Below are 19,983 nucleotides of genomic sequence, written 5' to 3'. Positions count from 1 at the left end.
GCGCTTAGGAGTGTTTATGGCGAGTCGATTCATGGTTCGTAGTTTGTTGCTAGCAACTGTCGCGTTATCAAGCACCTTTGCGAATACCGCCAAGGCGACCGCGACGAGTAACACGAGTGACTACCAACAACAGCGCGAACAGTTTGTGCAACAAATGGTCACCAAACACAACTTTGAGCGTGATCAGGTTGAAGAACTCTTAGGCCAAGCCCAGCGCAACGAAGCCATTCTCGAAGCTATTGCTCGCCCATGGGAAGCCAAGCCATGGTTTCAATACTACCCTATTTTTCTAACCGAAAAGCGCCTAGCCGCTGGCTTGAAGTTTTGGCAGGAACACCAAGACACCTTAACCCGTGCTGAACAACACTATGGCGTGCCCGCTGAAATTATTGTGGCGATTATTGGTGTCGAAACATTTTATGGTGGTTATTTGGGTAACTACCAAGTTCTCGATGCGTTATATACCTTGGGTTTTCATTATCCGCCACGGGCGAAATTTTTCCGTTCAGAACTGGAACAATATTTACTCTTAACTCGAGAAGAAAAATTACCTGCAACTGAGCTAAAAGGCTCTTACGCAGGCGCAATGGGCTTTGGTCAATTTATTTCATCGTCGTATCGGCATTACGCTGTCGACTTTGATGGTGACAACGTGCGCGACCTACTCAATAATCCTGTCGATGCCATTGGCAGCGTTGCTAACTATTTTGCTAAGCATGGCTGGAAAAATAATCAGCCTGTAGCCGTACAGCTGGGAACAGAAGACTCTTTTGAAAAATTTGTCAGCAAAGGCCTCAAGCCGGACCAAAGCATTGCCGAGTTGCAACAAATGGGTTTAAAGCTGCCTACCGAGCTCGCTTCAGATTATCAAGCCAAGGTATTCAGTTTTGAGTTGGAGCAAGGCCACGAGTATTGGCTTGGTTTAACCAACTTCTATGTTATTACGCGCTATAACCACAGCCCTTTGTACGCCATGGCTGTGTACCAGTTTAGCCAGCAATTACAACAAGCAAAACAGTCTCAACAATGATGAACGCGTCACGCTTTATATCTTTTTGCAGTGTTGTGTTGTTACTCGCTGCATGCTCGAGTGCACCACCTTCACGCTACAGCCAAAAGCACGACTCGATTCCAAGTCGCTTACCTAGCCCGGAAGAACTAGTGGAGCCGACCCCATCGTTCGAACCTCCGAGTCGGCAAGGTAATCGCACCTATTCATTATTTGGTAAAACCTGGCACATTTTGGATGACGTCAATGAGTTTTCCCAAGAAGGGGTGGCCTCGTGGTATGGCGAAAAGTTTCACGGCCATTTAACCTCAAACGGCGAAACTTACGACATGTATGCCATGAGCGCGGCGCATAAAACGCTGCCGCTTCCTACTTACGTGCGGGTGACAAACCTCAGTAATAATAAGAGTGTCGTGGTGCGTGTTAACGACCGTGGTCCGTTCCATGGTAATCGCATTATCGATTTATCTTACGTTGCGGCTTACAAGCTTGATATGTTGAAGTCTGGTACCGCTAAGGTTCGTATTGAAGCATTGCAGCCCAGTGAAGCCAACGGGGCGTTAGCAACCACGCCTCCCTTAACCGATTCCACCACTCAGCAATATTATATTCAAGTGCACGCTGGCAGTGACCCTGAACGGTTAAAAGCTGAAGCCGAAAAGTTACAGAATTTATACCAAGTTCCTGCAACTACTCAGCCAAACGATGGTCTATACAAGTTAGTTTTGGGCCCGTTTGCTGAACCACAAACCAATTCGTTGTTGGAACAGCTACGCACACAAGGTTATCCCGACGCATTTCGGGTCGCGGTGCCCTAGGCAGTGCTAATTGACTGCCATTCATGCTATATTCAGCATCCTTTTATCTTGAAACCAGTATCTTAAAACATACAAACCAGAGAATAAGTATCATGCGTCGTGTACTGAGTCTTTTTGTTCGCACTATTGCCTTTACTGCTGCCGCTTTAACCGCAGTTGCTCAGGCAAATATTGTTCCACCAGCACCAACCATTAACGCCAAGGGTTATATTTTAATCGACTACAAAACCGGCCACGTTATTACCGCCGGCAATGAAGACGAAGCGTTAGCGCCTGCTAGTCTGACCAAAATGATGACCAGTTATATTATCGGCCGTGAAATGCAAGCCGGTCGCATTAGCAATAGCGACATGGTGACGATAAGTGAAAACGCTTGGGCAAAAAACTTTCCTGAGTCGTCTAAAATGTTTATTGAAGTCGGCAAAGAAGTTTCCGTCGCTGACTTAAACATGGGTATTGTGGTGTCTTCAGGCAATGATGCCTGTGTTGCCATGGCTGAGCATATTGCTGGTAGCGAAGGCGCTTTTGCAGACCTAATGAATACCTATGCTGCTGAGCTAGGTATGACTAATTCTAGTTTTGCCAACAGTCATGGTCTTTCAGATCCTGACCAATATAGTTCGCCGCGCGACATGGCGACATTGGCCCGAGCGTTAATTCGTGATGTTCCTGAAGAATATGCGCTGTATGCAGAAAAATCTTTTACGTTTAATAACATCAAACAGTACAACCGTAACTCATTGCTGTGGGATCGCAGCATGAATGTTGACGGCATTAAAACTGGCCATACAGAAGAAGCCGGCTACAGCCTGGTTTCATCGGCTACCGAAGGCGATACCCGTTTGATTGCTGTTGTTATGGGCACATCAAGCGAGCAAGCGCGCAAAGTTGAAAGTAAGAAGTTATTAAATTATGGCTTCCGTTATTATGAAACCGTTACTGCGTATCAAGCCGGTGAAAGCTTCGTTGATCATCGCATTTGGGGTGGCGAACAAGACACGGTTGCCTTGGGCGTGACTGAACCTGTGGTAATTACCTTGCCAAAAGGTCAGCGTAGCAATTTAAAAGCGAATTTTGAACTTAGCCAAACTCTAGAAGCCCCAATCGCTAAGGGTACTCAAGTTGGTACGGTATACCTGCAACTTGACGGTAAAGATATCGCCAGCTATCCATTAGTCACATTAAATAGTGTTGAACAAGGCGGCGTTTTCAAACGCTTTATGGACTGGGCAAAACAAAAATTTAGTAGCGAGTCCTAACATAACAGTTGTGATATAATCGTCGGCATTCGATCACGGGCTCTTATGCAACACTGTCATGAGAACCCTTTAGGCGCCTCGTTAGAGACCTTTTTCAGGAGTAAAAGCATGCAAAAAACACGCTTTGATGAACTGGTCGAGTTCCCATGCCACTTTACCTTTAAAGTTATGGGTGTAGCGACACCAGAATTGCCAGACTCAGTCGTTGCTGTTGCACAGCAACACGCTCCTGGCGATTATTCACCAACCGTGAAACCAAGTAGTAAAGGCAATTACCACTCGGTATCTATTCAAATTCAGGTGACCAGCCAAGCGCATATTGAAACTTTGTATCGGGCATTATCCGACATCGAAGAAGTTCGCTATGTCCTCTAAGTTGATCATTCGGCATCTTGGCCGTCAACCGTATGAACCGGTGTGGACGGCCATGCAAAACTTTACCGATAATCGTGATGAACACACCACCGACGAGCTGTGGGTGCTCGAGCATGACCCTGTGTTTACTCAAGGCCAAGCTGGCAAAGAAGAACATATTCTTGCGCCAGGCGATATTCCAATCGTAAAAGTTGATCGCGGTGGGCAAGTCACCTACCACGGCCCAGGCCAACTCGTGGTATACTTCTTGCTCGATATTCGCCGTAAGAAAATGGGCGTACGTCAACTAGTGAATGCCATTGAAGATACGATCGTTGCCATGATGGCAGACTATGGCGTTGAAGCTGCAGCTCGTCCTGATGCACCAGGTGTGTATGTCAACGGAAGTAAACTTTGTTCGCTTGGTTTACGTATTCGAAAAGGCTGTTCATTTCACGGTTTAGCCTTGAATGTCGATATGGATCTGTCGCCATTTCTGCGCATAAATCCATGCGGTTATGCCGGCATGCAAATGGTGCAATGCAAAGATCTTAATGGTCCGCCTAGCGTCAACGAAGCGGCACAGCAGGTAACTCAAATCTTCGCTAAGCTATTGGGTTACGAACACACGACCGAAGAAACAGGATTCGCAAAAGATTATGTCCAAGCCAGTTAGAGTTGAACCTGGAGTTAAACTACGCGACGCCGACAAAATGGCGTTAATTCCAGTCAAGATTGTCCCAACTGAACGTGACCAGATGCTGCGTAAGCCAGAATGGCTGAAAGTTAAGTTACCGGCATCAACGCAACGTATTGACGAAATTAAGCAAGCTATGCGCAAGCACGGGCTGCATTCGGTGTGTGAAGAAGCGTCGTGCCCCAACTTGGCTGAATGCTTTAACCATGGTACGGCTACCTTTATGATTTTGGGTGCTATTTGTACCCGTCGTTGTCCGTTCTGTGACGTGGCGCATGGCCGTCCTCTACCCGTTGATCCAGAAGAAGCCGTTAAACTTGGTGCGACTATTCGCGACATGAAAGTAAAATACGTGGTTGTGACTTCGGTTGACCGCGATGACTTACGTGACGGTGGTGCTCAGCACTTTGCCGATTGTATTCGTGAAATTCGTGCACAAAGCCCAGGCATTCAAGTTGAAGTCTTGGTCCCTGATTTCCGTGGTCGCATGGAAGTCGCTCTTGACATTTTGTCGGATGAAGCACCTGATGTATTCAACCATAACCTTGAAACCGTGCCGCGTATGTACAAAGCGGCTCGCCCTGGCGCAAACTATCAATGGTCGCTTGACCTCTTGAAGCGTTACAAAGAAGAGCGCCCAGATGTGCGCACTAAATCCGGCTTAATGGTTGGCTTAGGCGAAACTAACGAAGAAATTTTGGAAGTGATGCGTGACTTACGAGCCCACAATGTGGACATGTTAACCATTGGTCAATATTTACAGCCAAGTCGTCATCACCTTCCGGTGACACGCTATGTCACGCCTGCAGAATTTGACATGTTCCGCGAAGAAGGTGAAAAAATGGGCTTCACGCACATTGCTTCAGGGCCGTTAGTTCGCTCTTCATACCATGCTGACATGCAAGCCGCTGGTAAAGAAGTTAAATAACATAACAAACGAGGCTGAGCACATGAGCACGCTAATTTGGTGTCTACTTATTGCAGGGGTATTACCGATTGCCGCCAAAGCGCCTGTGGTTTACTTTCAAAATCGCGACAAAGGCTATGATAATCGCCACCCTCGTGCTCAGCAACAACGTCTAACCGGTGCCGGCGCTCGTGCAGTGGCCGGCCACTATAACGCGTATGAAGCCTTTAGCTTATTCGCCGCGGCAATTTTGTTGGTTATTGCAACCAATCAAGTCACCGAATTGAATCAAATTTTGGCGATAAGCTTTATTGGCTTGCGTGTCACCTATCATGTGTTTTACTTGGTTAACTGGGATAAACTAAGAAGCTTAGCTTGGTTGTTCGCTTTCTTATGTCCGGTATTGATGATTGCTCAAACTGCGATTGCCCTTTCGGGCAACGGCGCTGCTCTTTAATTAGCTCGCTGTAACATTTCAAGATACACGGTCGGCCATTCCGCCACGTCAAAGTACTGCATTGGCGTAAATCGATTGACGGGTCGCCATGCGTAATGACTGGTTGCTTCACACGTTTGCGCAGCAAATAGTCCCACGTGGTGACTCGCTGCGTGCGCCGTAGTCGACCCTAATTTCCAACTGCCATCAGCTTGTTTACTTCCTAAATATTGCCAACTCTCAACAGCATGACGCCACGGTAAACGCCGCCATAAAGCAATGAGTTCTGATTCGGACATGATAGTTTGCTCGGTTACCACAACGTTCAAACTTGCATGATCATAACGACCTGAACAAAACGCTTCGGCAAGCTCTTGCGGCATCGCATATTCGTCCGCGAAACCTAGCCAGTGCGCAACTTCATGCGCAAATAACTCAAGTGACGCCGACACTGGCAACACAACGCGCTGGGTATCATTAAAAGCAATGCCGTAATGACTTGGTACAAAGATAATCTCGCGAACACCTTTATTCTGCTTTCTTCCGGTAAGGTGGCAGTCTGCACGACCACGCGTACCTTGGTGCTCACAACTAAGTTGCTCGACATCAAAGGTCTCAATAATGAAACAATTCATGTGCGCAGCAAGTGGGTGGCGGTGCCAAGCGCTCAGCTCGGCCAATAACAGCTGTTGATGTTGCTTTGGCACAAATATCTGGATTACTTGCACCACTCCGCATTGTTGCTGCGGTAAGGTATTAACTGCGTGCCATATTGCCGGCGTATATAAGCGGTATTTCGCTAGCCCTGCCGACGAAGAGTTTCCCGCGCCCATTGCCTGCCCGCTAAAGCTTGCCAACAGGCAAATACTTGCTACTACAAGCCATCGCAACATGCCTAATACCGCAACCGCTTAGTTTGTGTCCGGCTCACGAGCCAACGCTTGCTCGGTGCGTTCTAATTCGACCTTGGCAAAACGATGCTCGACAAACAAGTGAACGTTAGTATTCATGGCCATACGGAAATAAACCGCGGCTGCTTTAAAGTCACCTTCAAGCTGCTTCTGTTTACCTAAATAAAAATAAGTCTCGCACATGCGTTCCACCAAGGTTTCATCTTCGGCTAAATCTTTCAACGCCAGCTGAGTCAGAAAAGTCTGTTCTGAAACCACGCCGAGCAATAAATCGATTAACTTCCAGCCCCATGCTTCATTACCGTGCTGAACACGACGCTGTGCTAGCGCTAAACGAGCGGCTTCTGCGTCGTGTTCCACTTCGGCCAAATACAGCCAAAGCGTTCTATATGGGTCGCCTGGCTGTACTTGCATGTGCCCGTGTAAGTCGTCAATAGCATACTTGATGCTACCATCGTAATAAGCATTAATACCGCGGCTTAAACGTGCATACTCATGTTCAGGCTCAAGCTCTAGCACCGCGTCATAGAGCTCATACGCGTACGCAAATTCGCCAATGGCGGTGTACTGAATGGCTAAATGATAATAAGCGCCAGTTAATCGTGGGTTGTATTCAATGGCATGGTTCATATCAATGCGCGCTAGCGTGGTTAACCCCAAGGCATCGTATAGCGAGCCTCGGCGATACAACAACTCAGCGTAACTTTGATCCTCAAGTTCCATTTGGCTGGTAAGTATTTCGTTTAGCTTGGCAATTTCAAGTTGATAGCGCGAATCTGGCGCCTGTGGCGTCACCACCAACAAATTATTAAGAACGGAGTTATCTTTGCCTGTTTGTGTTGTCGCACATGCCGATAGTGACACTGCAATTATAATCGCCACCGCGAAACGAAGATTCATGAACACTACCTTGTTGTTTACAATATGCCTACATCATACCGCACAATCGCCAGAAAAACGAAAGCCGCGATCAGTTTCCTGACCGCGGCTTTATTAAAAAGCTGTAAAACTGCTTAGCTGTTCGCTTCGTCGTCCGCGTTAGCTTCAGCAGCCTTCGCTTCTTTAGCAGGTGCTGCTTCCGCTGGCTTTTCAGCTGCATCTTTCATACTCAAACGCACACGGCCTTGACGGTCAATTTCAAGTACCTTAACAGGTACTACATCACCAACCTTCAAGTATTCGTTGACGTCGTTCACGCGCTCTTCAGCAATTTGTGAAATATGCACTAAACCGTCTTTACCTGGCAAAATAGTCACAAACGCACCGAAATCAACGATACGCGCTACTTTACCCTGATAAATACGACCCACTTCAACTTCAGCGGTCAACTCTTCAATACGTGCAATTGCAGCATCTGCTGACTCTTGGTCAGTGGCAGCAATGCGCACAGTGCCGTCATCGTTAATTTCGATGTTGGTGTTGGTGCTTTCGGTAAGTTCACGAATAACCGCGCCACCTTTACCAATCACATCACGAATCTTATCAGGGTTGATTTTGATTGTGGTGTAACGTGGTGCGTAGTTTGACAGTTCAGTACGTGCGCCGCCTAAGGCTTCGTCCATCACGTTCAAAATGTGCAAACGCGCTGCTTTTGCTTGGGCTAAAGCAATTTCCATAATTTCACGAGTAATACCGTCAATTTTGATGTCCATCTGCAATGCAGTCACACCGTCAACGCTACCCGCTACTTTAAAGTCCATGTCGCCTAAGTGATCTTCGTCACCCAAAATGTCAGAAAGTACAACAAAGTTGTCGCCTTCTTTCACCAAGCCCATAGCAATACCGGCTACTGATGATTTAATAGGTACACCAGCGTCCATTAACGCTAATGACGCACCACATACTGAAGCCATTGAGCTTGAGCCGTTTGATTCAGTAATTTCAGAAACCACACGAATGGTGTACGGGAATTCGTCTTGTGAAGGCATAACCGCCTGCACGCCACGCTTCGCCAAACGACCGTGACCAATTTCACGACGCTTTGGTGAGCCAACCATACCGGTTTCACCCACACAGTAAGGAGGGAAGTTGTAATGCAGCATAAAGCGGCTGTCGGTACGACCGGCCAAGTCGTCGATCATTTGCGCGTCACGCTCAGTACCCAAGGTTGCGGTAACCAATGCTTGGGTTTCGCCACGTGTAAACACAGCAGAGCCGTGGGTACGTGGTAATACACCAGTGGCCATGTGTAATGCGCGAACCATGTCTGGTTCACGACCATCAATACGTTTTTCACCAGCAATGATACGGCTACGAACCACTTTACTTTCTAAGGAGTGGAACAAATCGCCGATTTCTTTGGCATCCAGCGTTTCGTCTTCAGCAAGTAACTTCTCAGTCACTTCTGCTTTCAATGCAGCCACTTGCTCATAACGCTTGGCTTTTTCAGTAATGCGGTACGCATCGCCAATGCCTTGCTCAGCCAATGCTTTGATTTTGTTCAACAAGTCGTCGTTAGTTGCTGGTGCTTGCCAATCCCACTTCTCTTTACCAGCTTCTGCAGCGAACTCGTTAATTGCGTTGATCACGGTTTGCATTTGCTCATGGCCATAAACCACAGCACCAAGCATCGCGTCTTCTGATAACAGTTGTGCTTCTGACTCAACCATGAGTACCGCGCTTGACGTACCTGCAACAACCAAATCAAGTTTAGATTCAGCAAGCTCATCTAACGTTGGGTTTAATACGTATTCGTCGTTCAAGACACCAACACGCGCTGCACCAATTGGGCCAGCAAAAGGCGTACCAGAAATAGCTAATGCCGCTGAAGTACCAATTAAGGCAACGATATCAGGGTTAATTTGTGGGTTCACAGAAACCACAGTAGCGATAACTTGTACTTCGTTGTTGAACCCTTCAGGGAATAACGGACGAATTGGACGGTCGATTAAACGCGAGGTTAAGGTTTCGTTTTCTGAAGGACGCCCTTCACGCTTGAAGAAACCACCAGGAATTTTACCAGCAGCGTAAGTACGCTCTTGGTAGTTCACTGTTAATGGGAAAAAGTCTTGGCCTTCTTTGGCTTCTTTTTTGGCAACAACGGTTACTAAAACCGTGGTGTCGTCCATACTAGCAAGTACTGCTGCTGTTGCTTGGCGCGCCATCGCACCTGTTTCTAATGTGACTGTATGCTGTCCATACTGAAATTTCTTAGTAATCGGATTCACGTTATATTTTCCTTTGTCTTTCTCTTTAAATTCTAAAGCGCTATTAGCTACTAGATATTAGATACTCGCTGAATGCCGGCTCTCTTTTCTAATATCCAATATCTAATATCCAATATCGCCTTAGCTTTCCATTAAACAAAAAAGGGGCCACAACAGGCCCCTTTGCTCGAACAGTGCTTAGCGACGTAAACCGAGTCGCTCAATCAGAGTTGCATAACGCTGATTGTCTTTACGCTTTAAGTAGTCCAACAATTTACGACGTTGGCTAACCATACGTAACAGACCACGACGTGAGTGGTGATCTTTTGCGTGTTCTTTAAAGTGGCTTTGCAGCTCGTTAATGTTTGCAGTTAACAAAGCAACTTGAACCTCTGGAGAACCAGTGTCGTTTTCGCCTTGACCGTAATCTTTAACGATTTCCGCTTTTTGTGCCGCAGTTAGTGACATATCTTACTCCTGATTGTTTAAAGATGCTGGTGCCAATCACTAATTCAGCACCAACGAAATCGCTGTGGATTATACGCGCCAAAGCGCCTAAACGCAACGCTAGCTTGCTAAAAATGGATTGACTAGTTGGCGTCGCTGAGGTTCACCACTCGCTTGGGCGCCAGTTGCCCATCACGCCATACGCCAATACCTAAAAATTGCTGATCATGCGCACGCAATACCCGTATTGGGTGTTCTGGGTTATGCTCACCAAGTGCAGTGCGAACTGGATTTCCGCTTAAGAAACGAGCGACGTCAGTACCGTCAATAGTTACCCATGGCATTTGCCGTACTACACTATCATTGGCTTGCAGCAGCGCATCCATGGCGGCGTAATCGTTGTTCTCTGGGTCGGTTTGTGCTGCCACAGCGGTTAGCTCTTCAAGCGTTAACATGGCCCCTTCAACACCTTCAATCCAGGTGCGATGCAGCTTTTCAACATAAGCACCACAGCCCAAAAACTGCCCCATGTCGTCAATTAAGGTACGAATATAAGTGCCTTTGGAGCAAGTCACTTCCAGCGTTAATTGATGTTCACGCCAGTCAATAAACTCAATGTGACGAATAACAATTGTGCGCGTTTTCCGTGGTACTTCAATGCCTTGCCGAGCATACCAATATAACGGTCTGCCCTCATGCTTGAGGGCTGAGAACATGGATGGCGACTGCTCTTGCTCACCGGTAAAGTGAATAATGGCTTGCTCAATTCTCTCCCGCGTTACTTCGCCGAGTTGCTCATTCGTGCAGCGCTCAACCACTTCGCCTTCGGCGTCACTGGTGGTGGTTCGCGCACCTAACTGAGCGACCACTTGGTAGGTTTTATCAGCCTCAAGGGCAAAATGCGATACTTTTGTCGCTTCACCAAAACACAGTGGTAATAACCCCGTTGCCAATGGATCAAGCGCACCCGTGTGGCCCGCCTTATTGGCATTAAAAAAACGCCGCACTGTTTGAAGTGCGGCGTTTGAGGTGATATCACTGGGCTTGTTCAACAAAATCACGCCGCTCACGTTGCGACCCGACTTACGACGTCCCATTAATCGTCTCCGTTGCTTTCCTGCTTATCGGTATTTGGCTCGTTATTATCGCCACGTTGGCTGTCACGACGAATCGCTTCATCCACCAGGCGAGACATACGAATACCTTCATTCAAGCTTGGGTCATGCACAAACCGCAATTCCGGCATAATGCGCGCCCGCACGCGTTTACCCAACAGTGACCGAATAAAGCCTGCAGCATCGTTTAATACTTTCAACGCGGTCTTTACGTATTCTTCTTCGTCATTAAAGAAAGTCACGAATACTTTCGCATAAGCTAAGTCGCGTGACACTTCAATGTCAGACACAGTCACCATCGACACACGAGGGTCTTTAATTTCACGTTGCAGTATCATCGCAATTTCGCGTTGATACTGCTGACCCACACGGTCGGTACGGCTAAAATCTTTGGCCATATTGGATTATAAGCTCCGTTCTACTTGAACTGTTTCAAATACTTCAATTTGGTCACCAACTTTCACGTCGTTGTAGTTCTTCACGCCAATACCACACTCCATGCCGTTACGAACTTCTTGTACGTCGTCTTTGAAGCGGCGTAATGAGTCTAACTCGCCTTCAAAGATAACCACGTTGTCACGTAACACTCGAATAGGTGCTGAGCGTTTCACTACGCCTTCAGTAACCATACAGCCGGCAATGGCGCCAATCTTCGGTGACTTAAATACGTCACGTACTTCAGCCAAACCAATAATCTGCTGCTTAAACTCAGGCGCTAACATACCGCCCATGGCTGCTTTCACTTCGTCAATCAAGTCATAAATAACGCTGTAGTAACGTAAATCAACAGCGTCTTGCTCAATCAAACGTTTTGCTGACGCATCAGCACGAACGTTAAAGCCAACCACAATAGCGTTTGATGCGCTTGCTAACGACGCGTCAGTTTCGGTAATACCACCAACGCCGCTACCAATAATGTTTACTTTCACTTCGTCAGTTGAAAGCTTCATCAATGAGTCAGAAATAGCTTCCAAAGAACCCTGTACGTCTGATTTCAGTACAATGTTGAGCTCTTGAACGTCGCCTTCTTGCATGTTTGCAAACATGTTTTCCAGCTTCGCTTTCTGCTGTTTCGCTAACTTCACCTCACGGTATTTACCTTGACGATAGTTCGCTACTTCGCGTGCTTTACGCTCGTCTTTAACGGCAGTTGCTTCGTCACCCGCTTGTGGTACGCCAGACAAACCAAGAATTTCGACCGGAATAGATGGGCCAGCTTCTTTGATTTCTTGACCGTTCTCATCGCGCATTGCACGAATACGACCATACTCAAGGCCACACAAAACAATATCGCCTTGGCGTAATGTGCCTTCCTGAACCAAGATAGAGGCTACTGGGCCACGACCTTTGTCCAAGCGAGACTCAATCACAATACCTTTAGCCATGCCACTCGCATTGGCTTTCAAATCAAGTACTTCGGCTTGCAACAAAATCGACTCAAGCAGTTGCTCAATACCGTCACCGCTGTGGGCAGAAACCGGTACAAACATCACGTCACCGCCCCACTCTTCTGGGATAACGTCGCGTTGTGCAAGTTCATTCTTAACGCGATCTGGGTCAGCTTCTGGCTTATCCATTTTGTTAATCGCAACCACCACTGGCACACCAGCCGCTTTCGCGTGCTGAATTGCCTCAAGTGTTTGTGGCATCACGCCATCGTCGGCTGCAACCACCAAAATAACGATATCGGTTGCGCTCGCACCACGTGCACGCATCGACGTAAACGCCGCGTGGCCTGGGGTATCAAGGAAGGTAATCATGCCTTGATCGGTTTCAACGTGGTAAGCACCAATATGCTGAGTAATACCGCCCGCTTCGCCTTTGGCTACTTTCGCTTTACGAATGTAGTCCAACAACGAGGTTTTACCGTGGTCAACGTGACCCATAACGGTCACAACTGGCGCACGCGAGACTTGGTTTTGGTTTGCCGCTTCATCACGGTCAGCCAAAATCTCTTGTTCCAGCGCGTTTTCGCTGACAAGCACTACTTTGTGGCCCATTTCTTCAACCACTAACGATGCTGTTTCTTGGTCGAGAACTTGGTTAATCGTGACCATTTCGCCCATTTTCATCATGGTTTTGATCACTTCACCGGCTTTTACCGCCATACGGTTCGCTAATTCGCCAACTGTAATGGTCTCGCCCAATTTAACGTCGCGTTCAACTGGCGCAGCTGGCTTATTAAAGCCATGTTGCAAGGTTGACCGCTTCGAACCCTTGCGACGCTTCTCACGACGTGGCGCTTCATCGCGCTCATCGTCTTTGCCGCGACGCTTGGTTTTATTACGGCGAGCACGACGCTCTTCACCTTCATCTTGCTCATCTTCTGCTGCTTGTGCAGTTTGTGAGGTGGTGAAGTGAACTTCTTCTTGCTCGGCTTGTTTACGCTTGGCTTCTTCTTCTTGCCAGCGTGCTTCGTTTTCTTCCGCAAGCTTGCGTGCTTCTTCAGCTTGGCGAGCCGCTTCAGCTTCGGCTTTCTTGCGTGCTTCTTCTTCCTGGGCTTTGCGCAACTTCTCTGCTTCAGCTTTCGCTTCGTCAGCTTTTTTACGCTCTTCAGGTGTCATTGCCGCACGTTTTTCGGCTTCTGCTTTAGCTTTCGCTTTCTCTTTTTCTTTGCGAGCCGCTTCTTGCTTCGCTTTTTCTTCAGCCGCTTTAGCGTCAGCTTTGGCTTTCGCTTCAGCAGCCGCTTTTGCTTCTTCTTCCTGACGCTTCGCTTGCGCCGCTAAACGCTCTTGCTCAGCTTTTTCTTGGTCAGCTTTTTGCTGCTCTTCAAGCGCAGAACGTTTCACATAGGTGCGTTTTTTGCGTACTTCCACCTGCACTGACTTGCTGCGACCAGGGCCGCCGCCAATGCTTAAGGTGCTTTTCTCTTTACGCTTTAACGTCATTTTGGCTGGCTCACTAGGGCCATTACCGCCATGTGACTTGTTCAAATGCGTTAACAGGGCTTGTTTTTCATCTTCAGTCACTCGGTCGCCTGGCTGCTTTTTCATGCCTGCTTCCGCAAACTGTTGCACCAAACGATCAACTGTCGTACCGACGTCGTTAGCTAGTTTATCCAGCGTTACTTCTTCCATAGTCTCTAGTACCCCCGTTGATCTTATTCTTCATTACCGAACCAGCAGATATTACGCGCTTGCATAATCAGCTCGCCTGCTCGTTCTTCGGTTAATTCGTCAATATCGGCTAGGTCGTCGATGCCTTGTTCAGCAAGGTCTTCCAAAGTGATAATGCCACGACTTGCAAACACATAAGCTAAGTGACGATCTAACCCTTCAAGGTTAAGTAACGTCGCGTCAGGCTCGGCGCTTTCAAGAGACTCTTCTGTGGCAAGTGCTTGAGTGGTCAAGACCCCTTTCGCACGACTACGTAATTCTTCAACAATATCTTCGTCCATGCCTTCGATGTCGAGTAACTCGTCCACTGGCACGTACGCAATTTCTTCTAAGGTTGAGAAACCTTCGTCAACCAATACGCTTGCGAAGTCTTCATCAATACCAAGCTTCGAGGTAAACAAGTCGAGCACCTTTTGTGCTTCAGCTTGGTTTTTCTCATTAAATTCGTCAACTGACATGACATTTAACTGCCAACCGGTTAATTGACTGGCTAAACGTACGTTCTGGCCGGCCTTACCGATAGCCTGTGCTAAGTTGCCTTCTTCTACCGCGATATCCATGGTGTGGGCGTCTTCATCAACCACAATGGAAGCGACTTCAGCAGGTGCCATGGCATTAATAACGAATTGCGCTGGGTTATCATCCCACAACACGATATCAACACGCTCGCCACCTAGCTCGCCAGACACGGCTTGTACACGCGCACCGCGCATACCAACACAAGCGCCTACTGGGTCAATGCGACGGTCGTTACTCTTCACAGCAATTTTCGCACGCGAACCTGGGTCACGCGCTGCGCCGCGAATTTCGATCATCTCTTCGCCAATTTCTGGCACTTCAATGCGGAACAATTCAACCAAGAAGTCTGGGTGAGTACGGCTGATAAACAACTGTGCTCCGCGCGCTTCAGGGCGAACATCGAACAACAAACCACGCACACGGTCGCCAGCACGGAATGATTCACGCGGCAACAAGTCTTCACGGTAAATAATGGCTTCGGCGTTGTTGCCCAAATCAAGAATAACGTGCTCACGGGTGGCGCGTTTCACAATACCGCTCACCAACTCGCCTACTTGGTCTTTATATTCGTCAACCACTTTAGCGCGTTCCGCTTCACGTACTTTTTGAACAATAACTTGCTTCGCCGTTTGCGTGGTAATACGGTCAAATTCAATTGAGTCAATTTGCTCTTCAACGAAGTCGCCAGCTTGTACGGTCTCATCTTCATACTGCGCCGCTGCTAAGCTAATTTCGCGGTACGGGTGCTCAAGTGGTTGCTCACTATCGTCAACCACTAACCAACGACGGTACGTATCAAAATCACCGGTTTGGCGATTAATACTGACACGAACATCAATGTCGCCTTCGTATTTCTTTTTGGTTGCGTGTGCAAGCGCAGACTCTAGCGCTTCAAAGATTTTTTCTTTTGAAACGTCTTTTTCGTTAGATACTGCTTCTGCAACCAATAAAATTTCTTTTGCCATTGTTTTGCCTCGCCTACGCAATCCTTAGTTAAACTGAGGAACTAAATGAGCTTTCTTGACAGATGTTTGCGCTACTTTCAGCGCCTCACCATCGACGTTAAATTCAATGTTATCGCCGTCTACTGCAGCAATAACGCCTTTAAACTTGCGCTTACCTTGTTGGGCCATGGTCAGCTCAACGGCTGCCGTTTCTCCCAAATAGTCAGCATACTGTGCGGCTTTAAAAAATGGCCGTTCCATGCCTGGTGACGATACTTCAAGAAAATATTCGCTTTTGATTGGGTCTTCAACATCCAAAATAGCGCTAACCTGGTGGCTAACATCAGCACAATCGTCAACACTAATACCATTGTCGTGGTCAATATAAACACGCAAGGTTGAGTGTTTTCCAGCGCGCACGAACTCGACACCCCACAAGGTGAAATCAAGTGCGGCAACAGCCGGTTCTAACAGGTCAAATAAACGGTCTTCAATACGAGCCAAGTTTGCTAACTCCTAAAAACAAAAAAAGGGCGTAATCGCCCAGTGTTGTTGACTGCCCTCTCAGTTGTACGCAGGTGCGTAAAACTGCCGCAGCAAAGGTCACATAGTAAAAAGCCCCGAACTGCTGCGGGGCTTTTAAAACACTGGACCCTTTTGTAATTGGTTGCGGGGGCAGGATTTGAACCTACGACCTTCGGGTTATGAGCCCGACGAGCTACCAGACTGCTCCACCCCGCGTCCGAAAACGTGTCCACATTATACGGGTTTCGACTTGAAACCGCAACCGTGGTCGGTTGCTAAATTTGGTGCGGATGGCGGGACTTGAACCCGCACGCCCGAAAGCACTACCCCCTCAAGATAGCGTGTCTACCAATTCCACCACATCCGCTTTAAAACTTAGTTTGATCCAGGTACGTCGCTGTCATTCGCGGGTACTGTAGGAACTTCTTCCACTGGCACTTCAATTTCATCAAAGTTGCCTTTGGTGTCACCGTTACCTGATGACAAGTTACCCAACACTAAACTCAGCACGAAAAACACAACGGCCAAGATAGCTGTGGTACGGGTTAGGAAATTACCTGAACCACTAGAACCAAAAACTGTGTTTGATGCGCCAGCACCAAACGATGCGCCCATATCAGCACCTTTGCCTTGTTGGATCATGATAAAACCAATCAGGATAAGCGCGATAATTAAGTAGGCAATCAATAAAATTTCGTACATAGCTTACTTACTCCGGGTTTGTGCTGCGTTGCAAATGGCGACGAACTGCTCAGGCACCAGGCTTGCTCCGCCTATCAAACCACCATCAATATCAGCCTGAGCAAATAATTGCTCGGCGTTATCAGCCTTCACACTGCCACCATACAATAGTTGTAGGTTGGCGCCTGCAGGCCCAAATTTGTCACTTAACCAGTTACGAATAAACGCATGAACTTCTTGCGCTTGTCCGGGTGACGCGGTTAACCCTGTACCGATAGCCCAAACTGGCTCATAAGCGATAACTAGGTTGCTGCATTGTTCAACATGCTGCAGCGCATCGTGTAACTGTTGAGCTACCACAACGAAGGTTTGCTCTTGCTCTCGCTGCTGGGCGCTTTCGCCAACACAGAGTACCACGGTCATGCCGCTTGCCTGCAAAGTATTTACTTTAGCAGCAATACGCTCAGCGGTATCCCCATAAAACTGGCGACGTTCGGAATGGCCCACTAAGGCCACACTAACACCTGCTTCCTGCACCAGTGCAACGCTGTGTTCACCAGTGTGCGCACCGTGGCCATGCTCGTTGACGTCTTGACAACCTAGTTTCAAATTGTCGTAAAACGCGGCTTGCTGCCATGCTGGTAATAACACCGCTGGCGGACAAACCACAACATCAACTTGTGGGTGCTTCGCAGCGCTTTCTCGCAAAGCTTCGGCCATGCTTGCGACCAAGTGACGGTCGCCGTTCATTTTCCAGTTAGCTATAACTAACGGTTGGCGTTGCATCTAAACCTCTGACTTCGTTGAGAGCGGCGAGATATTACATAACCTCGCCGCAAGTTACAAGCTGTCGAGATGGAATTTATTACTGAAAATCAGCTTACTGGTTAATTACTAACCGCTTCCACTTCGCTAGCAATTTCTTCGGCAAATTTTTGCACCACTTTCGCGTCTTTACCCTCAACCATGACTCGAATTAATGGCTCGGTGCCCGACTTGCGTAACAACACGCGACCGTTGTTGCCTAGAGCTTGTTCAACTTCTGCAACGACGGCTTTCACGTTGTCCGCTTCTAGCGGATTATCACCAGCGTTGAAACGTACGTTGACCAAAGCTTGGGGGTACTTAACAAACTCCGCTAACAGTTCATCTAGAGTGCGTTCTTCGCGTTGCATGGCGGTAAGTACTTGCAACCCTGCGATAATGCCGTCGCCGGTACTGTGAAATTGACGATTGATTAAATGGCCTGAGTTTTCGCCGCCAATACGCCAGTCGCGTTTCACTAGCTCTTCCATAACGTAACGGTCGCCTACTTTGGCCCGCACAAATGGAATACGGCGCTCAGTGAAGTATTTTTCTAGCGCAAAGTTACTCATTAATGTGCCGACAATACCGCCTTGCAATAAGCCGTCCTGCTGGGCTGCACGGGCTAGAATGTAAATAACGTCATCACCATCTACAACGCGCCCGCTCGCAGTAACCATCATTAAACGGTCACCGTCGCCATCAAGCGCAAAGCCAAGATCGGCTTTTTCGGCCAAAACTTTTGCACGTAACGCATCAAGATGAGTCGCGCCGCACTCGTGATTAATGTTAACGCCGTTCGGTTCAGTACCCATTTCCCAAATATCAGCACCAAGCTCGCGCAGTACATCAGGGGCAATATGGTAAGTAGCACCATGGGCGCAATCCACCACAATTTTCATGCCCTTCAGTGACAAGTCACTTGGGAAAACGCTTTTGCAAAACTCAATGTAACGCCCTGGCGCGTCGTCTATGCGGCTTGCTCGGCCCATGTTTTCAGACGGTACACAACGAATTGGCTCATCTAACAAACGCTCAATTTCGGCTTCAACGCTATCTGATAACTTACTACCAGCATCCGAGAAAAACTTAATGCCGTTATCGTAATAAGGGTTATGCGACGCACTAATAACAATGCCAGCTGCCGCCCGAAAATTACGTGTTAAATACGCCACTGCAGGGGTTGGCATCGGCCCTAAGAATTCCACACTAACGCCCGCCGAAAGTAAGCCAGCTTCAAGCGCTGACTCAAGCATATAGCCTGATAAACGGGTGTCTTTACCAATCAACACACGTTGGTTGCCACTAGCAGACAGCACGGTGCCTGCAGCCCAACCGAGTTTAACAGCAAAATCTGGTGTAATCGGAAAATCACCGACACGTCCACGAACGCCATCGGTGCCAAAATATTTACGCTGACTCAAGCGAATTCTCCCGCCAAGGTTGCTGCAACTATTTTCATTGCGTCAACCGTTTCCTTGACATCATGCACACGAATAATCTGTGCCCCTTTCATTGCGGCAATCGTTGCCGCGGCAATACTTCCCGCTAAACGCTCATCAACTGGCCGATCAGTAACTTGGCCCAGCATCGACTTACGTGACATACCCACGAGCAATGGTAGCTGCAATTCATGAAACGCTTGCAAGCGTTTTAGCAGCTGGTAATTATGCCTGACAGACTTACCAAATCCAAAGCCTGGATCGAGATAAATGTTTGTTTTTTGTATGCCCGCAGCTTCACAGGCCCGTACGCGGCTCGTTAAAAACTGTTTCACTTCGACCACCACGTCATCATAACGAGGTTCATGTTGCATGGTCCGTGGCTCGCCTTGCATGTGCATTAAGCACACTTTCACGCCGTCTGCCTGAGCTAACAATGCTTCGGCTCCTTCATCGCGCAGCGCATTAATGTCGTTAATCATTTGCACATTATGTTTTAACGCTTCAGCCATCACCACGGTTTTGCACGTATCCACCGATATCGCAACATTAAAACGTGACTGTAACTGCTCAACCAATGGTATGACTCTATCAATTTCTTCTTGAGCTGATACGCCAGAGCTACCTGGACGGGTTGATTCACCGCCGACATCTAACCAATGCACACCGTCGTTAACCATTTGCTCTGCTTGGCGCAAGGCCGCGTCAAGCTGATTAAAACGTCCACCATCAGAAAACGAATCTGGGGTTGTGTTGATTATCCCCATCACCTCAATGTTTGCGCGAGAATCATTCATGTTGAGCATTCCACTAACTATTATCTTGGCTTGTTGTGTTTCGTCATTAAAAAAAA

The 19,983-nt window shown here is 47.8% G+C and carries 20 protein-coding genes and 2 tRNA genes; 7 read left to right on the top strand and 15 right to left on the bottom strand.

From position 1 onward, the window contains the following. Positions 1-16 precede the first annotated feature (16 nt). The 7 genes from mltB to BM334_RS03315 all read left to right on the top strand — a co-directional run bounded on the left by mltB (position 17) and on the right by BM334_RS03315 (position 5,501). Entirely contained in the window at positions 17-1,030 is a 1,014-nt protein-coding gene (gene mltB, locus BM334_RS03345) for a lytic murein transglycosylase B (RefSeq protein WP_092837876.1), read from the top strand. Then, on the top strand, positions 1,027-1,827 hold the full coding sequence (locus BM334_RS03340) for a septal ring lytic transglycosylase RlpA family protein (RefSeq protein ID WP_198677335.1): 801 nt from the start codon (positions 1,027-1,029) through the stop codon (positions 1,825-1,827). Before mltB ends, BM334_RS03340 begins: the two co-directional genes overlap by 4 nt. Positions 1,828-1,919: 92 nt before the next feature. Continuing rightward, complete coding sequence (locus BM334_RS03335) at positions 1,920-3,086, top strand: D-alanyl-D-alanine carboxypeptidase family protein (protein ID WP_092837873.1); 1,167 nt, start codon at positions 1,920-1,922, stop codon at positions 3,084-3,086. A 108-nt stretch (positions 3,087-3,194) separates the two neighbouring features. Then, positions 3,195-3,461, top strand: coding sequence for a DUF493 family protein YbeD (gene ybeD, locus BM334_RS03330; RefSeq protein WP_055438264.1), 267 nt, complete (start codon positions 3,195-3,197; stop codon positions 3,459-3,461). Continuing rightward, entirely contained in the window at positions 3,451-4,116 is a 666-nt protein-coding gene (gene lipB, locus BM334_RS03325; protein ID WP_092837870.1) for a lipoyl(octanoyl) transferase LipB, read from the top strand. Before ybeD ends, lipB begins: the two co-directional genes overlap by 11 nt. Then, positions 4,100-5,065 (top strand): lipoyl synthase, encoded by a 966-nt coding sequence (gene lipA, locus BM334_RS03320; protein ID WP_092837867.1) that lies wholly within the window; start codon positions 4,100-4,102, stop codon positions 5,063-5,065. The genes lipB and lipA overlap by 17 nt, the downstream gene beginning before the upstream one ends. Before the next feature lie 22 nt (positions 5,066-5,087). Then, entirely contained in the window at positions 5,088-5,501 is a 414-nt protein-coding gene (locus BM334_RS03315; RefSeq protein ID WP_092837864.1) for an MAPEG family protein, read from the top strand. Here BM334_RS03315 and BM334_RS03310 read toward each other — a convergent pair. The 15 genes from BM334_RS03310 to folP all read right to left on the bottom strand — a co-directional run bounded on the left by BM334_RS03310 (position 5,498) and on the right by folP (position 19,927). Beyond that, positions 5,498-6,373, bottom strand: coding sequence for a hypothetical protein (locus BM334_RS03310; RefSeq protein ID WP_092837861.1), 876 nt, complete (start codon positions 6,371-6,373; stop codon positions 5,498-5,500). The genes BM334_RS03315 and BM334_RS03310 overlap by 4 nt on opposite strands. Positions 6,374-6,391: 18 nt before the next feature. Next, entirely contained in the window at positions 6,392-7,291 is a 900-nt protein-coding gene (gene nlpI, locus BM334_RS03305) for a lipoprotein NlpI (RefSeq protein ID WP_092837858.1), read from the bottom strand. Positions 7,292-7,404: 113 nt separating this feature from the next. Then, a complete protein-coding gene (gene pnp / locus BM334_RS03300; protein WP_092837856.1) occupies positions 7,405-9,558 on the bottom strand; it encodes a polyribonucleotide nucleotidyltransferase in 2,154 nt (717 codons plus the stop codon). Between the two features lie 177 nt (positions 9,559-9,735). Further along, positions 9,736-10,005 (bottom strand): 30S ribosomal protein S15, encoded by a 270-nt coding sequence (gene rpsO, locus BM334_RS03295; RefSeq protein WP_092837853.1) that lies wholly within the window; start codon positions 10,003-10,005, stop codon positions 9,736-9,738. A 122-nt stretch (positions 10,006-10,127) separates the two neighbouring features. After that, positions 10,128-11,081, bottom strand: coding sequence for a tRNA pseudouridine(55) synthase TruB (gene truB, locus BM334_RS03290; RefSeq protein ID WP_092837850.1), 954 nt, complete (start codon positions 11,079-11,081; stop codon positions 10,128-10,130). After that, positions 11,081-11,497: a 30S ribosome-binding factor RbfA gene (rbfA, locus tag BM334_RS03285; protein ID WP_092837847.1), complete on the bottom strand. Its 417-nt coding sequence runs from the start codon at positions 11,495-11,497 to the stop codon at positions 11,081-11,083. Before rbfA ends, truB begins: the two co-directional genes overlap by 1 nt. A 6-nt stretch (positions 11,498-11,503) precedes the next feature. Continuing rightward, positions 11,504-14,176 (bottom strand): translation initiation factor IF-2, encoded by a 2,673-nt coding sequence (gene infB / locus BM334_RS03280; RefSeq protein ID WP_092837844.1) that lies wholly within the window; start codon positions 14,174-14,176, stop codon positions 11,504-11,506. Between the two features lie 23 nt (positions 14,177-14,199). After that, positions 14,200-15,699, bottom strand: a complete 1,500-nt coding sequence (gene nusA / locus BM334_RS03275; RefSeq protein WP_092837841.1) for a transcription termination factor NusA — start codon at positions 15,697-15,699, stop codon at positions 14,200-14,202. Between the two features lie 24 nt (positions 15,700-15,723). Beyond that, the gene (gene rimP / locus BM334_RS03270; protein ID WP_092837838.1) at positions 15,724-16,182 is read right to left on the bottom strand and encodes a ribosome maturation factor RimP; all 459 of its coding nucleotides are present in this window, start codon (positions 16,180-16,182) and stop codon (positions 15,724-15,726) included. 160 nt (positions 16,183-16,342) lie between these two features. Next, positions 16,343-16,419: transfer RNA gene (locus BM334_RS03265), tRNA-Met, on the bottom strand. 66 nt (positions 16,420-16,485) lie between these two features. Next, positions 16,486-16,570, bottom strand: a tRNA-Leu gene (locus BM334_RS03260). Positions 16,571-16,578: 8 nt separating this feature from the next. Next, positions 16,579-16,905, bottom strand: coding sequence for a preprotein translocase subunit SecG (gene secG / locus BM334_RS03255; RefSeq protein WP_092837836.1), 327 nt, complete (start codon positions 16,903-16,905; stop codon positions 16,579-16,581). Positions 16,906-16,908: 3 nt separating this feature from the next. Beyond that, entirely contained in the window at positions 16,909-17,670 is a 762-nt protein-coding gene (tpiA, locus tag BM334_RS03250; protein ID WP_092837833.1) for a triose-phosphate isomerase, read from the bottom strand. Positions 17,671-17,771: 101 nt separating this feature from the next. Beyond that, the gene (glmM, locus tag BM334_RS03245; RefSeq protein ID WP_092837831.1) at positions 17,772-19,112 is read right to left on the bottom strand and encodes a phosphoglucosamine mutase; all 1,341 of its coding nucleotides are present in this window, start codon (positions 19,110-19,112) and stop codon (positions 17,772-17,774) included. Next, positions 19,109-19,927 carry a dihydropteroate synthase gene (folP, locus tag BM334_RS03240; protein ID WP_143119030.1) on the bottom strand — a complete coding sequence of 273 codons (819 nt, stop codon included), beginning with the start codon at positions 19,925-19,927 and terminating at the stop codon, positions 19,109-19,111. The genes glmM and folP overlap by 4 nt, the downstream gene beginning before the upstream one ends. Positions 19,928-19,983: the final 56 nt, after the last annotated feature.

The sequence above is a fragment of the Pseudidiomarina donghaiensis genome (assembly GCF_900116895.1).
Taxonomy (GTDB): domain Bacteria; phylum Pseudomonadota; class Gammaproteobacteria; order Enterobacterales; family Alteromonadaceae; genus Pseudidiomarina; species Pseudidiomarina donghaiensis.
The sequence above is the reverse complement of the archived record's forward strand: the minus strand, read 5'-3'. Positions and strand labels throughout refer to the sequence as shown.